Origin of the sequence: Roseisolibacter sp. H3M3-2 (genome assembly GCF_029211165.1) — a bacterium.
Lineage (GTDB): Bacteria > Gemmatimonadota > Gemmatimonadetes > Gemmatimonadales > Gemmatimonadaceae > Roseisolibacter.
On sequence record NZ_JARGEK010000332.1, the window covers coordinates 1 to 5,480 of the forward strand.

Annotated in this window: 5 protein-coding genes and 1 pseudogene; 3 read left to right on the plus strand and 3 right to left on the minus strand. The window is 74.9% G+C overall.

From position 1 onward, the window contains the following. Positions 1-120, plus strand: a pseudogene (locus PYV61_RS26655) (hypothetical protein); the annotation flags it as partial. 214 nt (positions 121-334) lie between these two features. Continuing rightward, on the plus strand, positions 335-811 hold the full coding sequence (locus tag PYV61_RS20295; RefSeq protein WP_275835032.1) for an NUDIX domain-containing protein: 477 nt from the start codon (positions 335-337) through the stop codon (positions 809-811). Between the two features lie 116 nt (positions 812-927). Here PYV61_RS20295 and PYV61_RS20300 read toward each other — a convergent pair whose 3' ends face one another. Then, positions 928-1,785: an acyltransferase gene (locus tag PYV61_RS20300; protein WP_275835034.1), complete on the minus strand. Its 858-nt coding sequence runs from the start codon at positions 1,783-1,785 to the stop codon at positions 928-930. A gap of 147 nt (positions 1,786-1,932) precedes the next feature. On the opposite strand from PYV61_RS20300, the gene PYV61_RS20305 reads away from it, so the two are divergent. Further along, positions 1,933-4,056, plus strand: coding sequence for a TonB-dependent siderophore receptor (locus PYV61_RS20305; protein ID WP_275835036.1), 2,124 nt, complete (start codon positions 1,933-1,935; stop codon positions 4,054-4,056). A gap of 19 nt (positions 4,057-4,075) precedes the next feature. Here PYV61_RS20305 and PYV61_RS20310 read toward each other — a convergent pair whose 3' ends face one another. Then, complete coding sequence (locus tag PYV61_RS20310; RefSeq protein WP_275835038.1) at positions 4,076-4,732, minus strand: hypothetical protein; 657 nt, start codon at positions 4,730-4,732, stop codon at positions 4,076-4,078. Continuing rightward, positions 4,729-5,480, minus strand: a 752-nt coding sequence (gene yihA, locus PYV61_RS20315) for a ribosome biogenesis GTP-binding protein YihA/YsxC (protein ID WP_275835040.1), incomplete at its 5' end; no start/stop codon positions are given. The genes yihA and PYV61_RS20310, both read right to left, overlap by 4 nt.

A 5,480-nucleotide genomic window follows, 5' to 3' on the forward strand; every position in this document is an offset into this window, starting at 1 on the left:
CCCGACGCGCCGGCCGGCGCCCCCGCGGCGCGGGCGCGCGGGATGGCGACGCTGTGGGAGAGCGGGGCGGCCGCGGTGCGCGGCGGCGCGACCAGCGTCGAGGAGCTGCTGCGCGTCCTCGACCCGCCGACCGTGACGGCGCTCGAGGCGGCCGACGCGGTCGACCCGGCGCTGGCCGCCGAGCGACGGCGGCGGCCCGGGCGCGGCGACGTCGGGGCGCTGCCCGACCTGGACGGGACGTTCGAGCTGCTGCCGCCCGTCGCGCGCTGCCGCCCGCGCGCGCCCGCGCCGCCGCCGGCTTGAGCGCCGATGGGCGGGCGCGCACCTTTCGGCCGTGAGCGACTACCCCGAACTGCGCGTCGGCGTCGTCGACGTCTACGTCGTGTGCCCGCGCGCCGACGGCTGGCGCGTGCTCGTCCTGCAGCGCGCCGCCGCCGGCACCCGCTGCCCGCTGGCCTGGGAGGCCGTGCACGGGCGCATCGAGCCGGGGGAGCGCCCCGAGCAGGCCGCGCTGCGCGAGGTCGCGGAGGAGACCGGGCTGCGCGTCGCGCGGCTCTACAACGTCACCACGCAGGCGTTCTACCTGCACGGGATGGGCGTCGTGCAGCTGGCCGTCGCGTTCTGCGCCTTCGTGGACGCCCCCGACGCCCCCGCGCTGGGCCCCGAGCACGGCGCCTTCGCCTGGCTGTCTCCCGGGGAGGCGCGCGCGCGATTCGTGTGGCCGCGCGAGCGCGAGGCGCTCGACCACGTGCTGCACCTGCTGGGCGGCGGCGACGCCGGCCCGCTCGAGGACGTGCTGCGGGTGGTGTGAGCGCGGAGCGTCGAGCGTCGAGCGTCGGCAGCGCCCCGCGGCGGGGACCGCTCCTCCCGCCGCGAGGAGCCTCCTCGACGCTCGACGCTCACCGCTCGACGCTCATTCCTCGATCCTCACCCCTCCTTCGCCTTCTCCCGCGCCGCCGCCGACACCCACGCCTCCTCGCGCGGCGCGTTCGGCTTCACGACGATGCTCTTGGCCGGGATCCCGACGTTGACGTGGTACGGCCGCACGTCCTTGGTCGCCACCGCCGCCGCGCCGACCATCCCCTGCTCGCCGACGTGCACGCCGGCCAGCACCGTCGCGTGGTAGGTGATGCGCACCCCGTCGCCGAGCACCGTCTGGACGTTCGTCACGTCGGCCTGCTCGACGATGCTGTGCGTGTGGCTGTAGACGTTGGCGTAGTCGGAGATCGAGACCTTGTTCCCGAGCAGGATCCCGCCGCGGTCGTCGAGCAGGACGTGGCGGTGCACGACCACGTCGTCGCCGACCTCCATGTTGTAGCCGAAGCTGAACTCGACGTGCTGGAAGCACTTGAAGCGCTCGCCGCAGCGCTTGAAGATCAGCGGCGCCAGCAGCCGGCGCAGCCGCACCCCGAGGTCGACGTGCTGCCCGCCGAGCGGGGTGCGGTCGAAGGAGTACCAGAGCCAGAGCAGCGGCTTCACCGGCTGGAAGCGGGCGTCGTCGCAGTCGGCGTAGTACTCGGGCTCCAGCGTCACGTTGCGCGGATCGAGCGTCGCCAGGGCGAGGCGGGTCCCGACCGGCAGCCGCTCGTCGCGCATCGCCCCCTCGACGTCGGTCCCGAGCCCGGGGTACAGCAGCTCGGCGAGGGTGTCGCGGCAGATGACCGCGCGGGCGTCGGCCGTCTGGGCGTCGGGGGCGTGCAGCCGGTCGGCGAGTCGCTCGAGCCAGGCGTCGGCCAGCGCGGCCGCGGGGCGGGCGGGGAGGCCGCGCAGCGGGAGGTAGGGCATCGGTCGGGGGGCGGGTGGTGGTGGCGCCAAGGTAGCGCGGCGGCGGCGAAAATGAATCCCGAACGCGATTGACGGGATTCGGGTGACGGCATAAGATCCCGGCCATTCCGAGTCCGTCGTTCGGGATTCCACCCGCCCTCACCGTCCGTGCGCAAGCTCGCCGTCGCGTCGTTCGCCGCCCTCGCGGCCCCCGCCGTCCTCGCCGCCCAGGCGCCGACGCCTGCCGCCGACAGCGCGGCCGACTCCACCCGCGGGCGGAAGCTCGACCGGGTCGTCGTCCGCGCCGCCGCCTCGACGCCGCGCAAGGGCTACGGCGTCGCCCGCACCGCCTCGGCGACCCGCACCGACACCCCGCTCCGCGACGTCCCGCAGGCCGTCAGCGTGGTCACCCGCGACCTCATCGCCGACCAGGCCATGCAGTCGATGGGCGACGTCGTCCGCTACGTCCCCGGCGTCACGATGGGGCAGGGGGAGGGGCACCGCGACGCGCCGACCATCCGTGGCAACAGCTCCACCGCCGACTTCTTCGTCGACGGGCTGCGCGACGACGCGCAGTACTTCCGCGACCTGTACAACGTCGAGCGCGTCGAGGCGCTGAAGGGGCCCAACGCCCTCGTCTTCGGGCGCGGCGGCGGCGGCGGCGTGATCAACCGCGTCTCCAAGCAGGCGCAGTGGGCGCCGGTGCGCACGCTCACCCTCACCGGGGGCGCGTTCGAGCAGCGCCGCGGCGCGCTCGACGTCGGGCAGGGCTTCGGCCGCGTGGCGCTCCGCGTCAACGGGATGATGGAGCGCGCCGAGACGTTCCGCGACTTCGGCAGCGCGCGCCGCTTCGGCGTCAACCCGACCGTCGCCGTCGCCGCCGGCGCGCGCACGCTCGTGCGCCTCGGCTACGAGCAGTTCGAGGACGCGCGCCGCGTCGACCGCGGCGTCCCGTCGTTCCGCGGCGTCCCGTCGGGCGGCGACCCCGAGGCGTTCTTCGGCAACCCGGACTCCAGCTACAGCGACATCCTCGTGCGCGCGGCGGGGATGACCATCGACCACGACGCCGGCCGCGGCGTGATGGTGCGCAACCGCACCCGCTGGCAGCGCTACGACAAGTTCTACCAGAACGTCTTCCCGGGCGCCGTCAACGCCGCCGGCTCGCAGGTCAGCATCTCCGCCTACGCCAACGGGACCGACCGCACGAACGTCTTCAACCAGACGGACGTGACGCTCGAGGCCCGCACGGGCGCCGTGCGCCACACGCTGCTCGTCGCCGGCGAGGTCGGGCGCCAGCTCTCCGACAACGTCCGCCGCACCGGCTACTTCGGCGGCGGCACCGCCACCTCGACGCTGGTCCCGTTCGCCGACCCGACCACGCGCGTCGCGGTCGCCTTCCGCCCGAGCGCCACCGACGCCGACGCGAACGTCGACACGCGCGTGGCCGGGGCGCTGGTGCAGGACCAGGTCGCGCTCACCGAGCAGCTGCAGGCCGTCGTCGGCGTGCGCTACGACCGCTTCGACCTGCGCTACGTCAACAACCGCACCGGGCAGGCGCTGACCCGCGACGACCGCATGGTGTCGCCGCGCGCGGGGCTCGTCTACAAGCCGGTGACGTCGCTCTCGCTCTACGGCTCGTACGGCGTCTCGTTCCTCCCCAGCTCGGGCGACCAGTTCGCGTCGCTCACCGCCACCACGCGGGGGCTGGAGCCCGAGCGCTTCCGCAACCGCGAGCTCGGCGCCAAGTACGAGCTGCGGGGCGGCGTCGCGGTGAGCGGCGCCTGGTACACCCTGGACCGCACCAACACCTCGGCCCCCGACCCGCTCGACGCGAGCCGCATCGTCCAGACGGGCGCGCAGCGCACGACGGGCGTCGAGCTGGGCGCGACGGGGCAGGTGACCGACTGGTGGCAGGTGGCCGGCGGCTTCGCCGCGCAGCGCGCCGAGATCGTGAGCACCACCTCGGCCGCGAGGGCAGGGGCGACGGTGCCGCTGGTGCCGCGCCAGACCTTCTCGCTCTGGAACCGCGTCCGCGTGGCGTCGATGCTCGGCGCGGGGCTCGGCGTGGTGCAGCAGTCGAAGATGTACGCCGCCGTCGACAACACCGTGACGCTCCCCGGCTTCACCCGCCTCGACGGGGCGCTCTTCCTCTCGCTCGGCGGGAAGGCGCGGGCGCAGCTGAACGTCGAGAACCTGCTCGACGCGCGCTACTTCGCCAACTCGCACGGCAACAACAACATCATGCCGGGCGCGCCGCGCACGCTGCGCCTGACGCTGGCGACCGACCTCTGAGCGGGCGGGCGCCGGGCGGTCAGCGCCCGGGGCCGCGGGACGCGCGCGACCGCACCAGCGCGCGCTCCCGCTCCACGCGCGGCAGCACCACCGCGCTCCACGACGTGGCGTCGCGCGCCGACTCGACGCTCACCTCGAGCGGCTGGTTCAGGTCCATCGACCCGTCGAACACGTAGAGCGCGGCCTTCACGTCGCGCTGCCGCAGCCGCTGCTCGCCGAAGCCCGGCGACAGCGGCACGATCTCGAGGGGGCGGAACTCGCGCCCCCCGTTGGTCAGTATGACCTCGAAGGGGGAGAAGCGCGCCTCCCCCTGCTCCTGCCCGAAGAACGACACGTACCAGATGCTGTAGCGCGGCAGCCGGAAGCGCTGCGCGATCGAGTCCAGCGCGACGCGGCGGCTCGCGCGCAGGTCGCGCAGCGTGCGGTAGGAGTCGGGCGCCAGCAGCCGCAGGAAGCTCTCGTCGAGCGGGAGCAGCTGCGCCGTCGCGCCGCCGACCAGCGGCAGCCGCACGGCGAGGTCCTGCTGCCGGAGCGTCCCCAGCCCGGCCGGCAGCAGCGTCGCGTCGGCGGTGTCGCCGCGCGCCGCCGGCGGGGCGGCCGTCGTGGGGGGCAGGACGGCCGGCGCGGACGCGCACCCGGCCGCGACCACGCCGGCCAGCAGGAGACGGATCCTCACGCCTCCGGCTCCGTCTCGGGCTCCCCGTCGGGCTCCGGCGCCGCCGGCGCCTCGAACTCCTCGGCGCGCCACGACGGCTGCCCGACCAGCTCCACGATCGCCGCCGCCAGCTCGTCGCGCCCCTCGCCGGTCACGGCACTGAACGGGATGATCTGCGACTCGTCGGTTCCCACCGCCTCGGCGAGCGCCTTCAGCCGCGGCCCGACCTCCGCCTTCTTCAGCTTGTCGATCTTCGTCGCCGCGATCAGCGTCGGCGCTCCGAGCTCGCCGAGGAAGTCGAGCATCTGGTAGTCGTCCTCGGTCGGCCCGTGGCGCACGTCGAGCAGCTGGACAACGCCGCGCAGCTGCGGGCTCGCGCGCAGGAACCCCTCGATCAGCGGCCGCCACTCGGCCTTCCGCTCCTTCGAGATGCGCGCGTAGCCGTATCCCGGCAGGTCGACCAGCGCGAAGGTCCCGTTGACGTCGAAGAAGTGGATCTCGCGCGTGCGTCCCGGCGTGTTGCTCACGCGCGCCCACCCCTTCCGGCGCACCAGCTTGTTGATGAGCGACGACTTGCCGACGTTCGAGCGCCCGCTGAACGCGACCTCGGGGAGCTTCGCCTCGGGGCGCCACCCGTGCGGCGACGCCATCGGCCCGAGGTACTCGAGCCGGCGGATGACCATCGGGTCGGCGCTCACGCGTCCCCCCGGGGCGTGGCGGCCGCCGCGCGGCTGCCGGCGGGACGGCGCGCCGCCGCCTGCGGGCGCGG

What these genes read in the sequence shown, in the direction of transcription:
- PYV61_RS20300 (WP_275835034.1), bottom strand. Translation starts at nt 1,785, where the DNA reads ATGCCCTACCTCCCGCTGCGCGGCCTCCCCGCCCGCCCCGCGGCCGCG.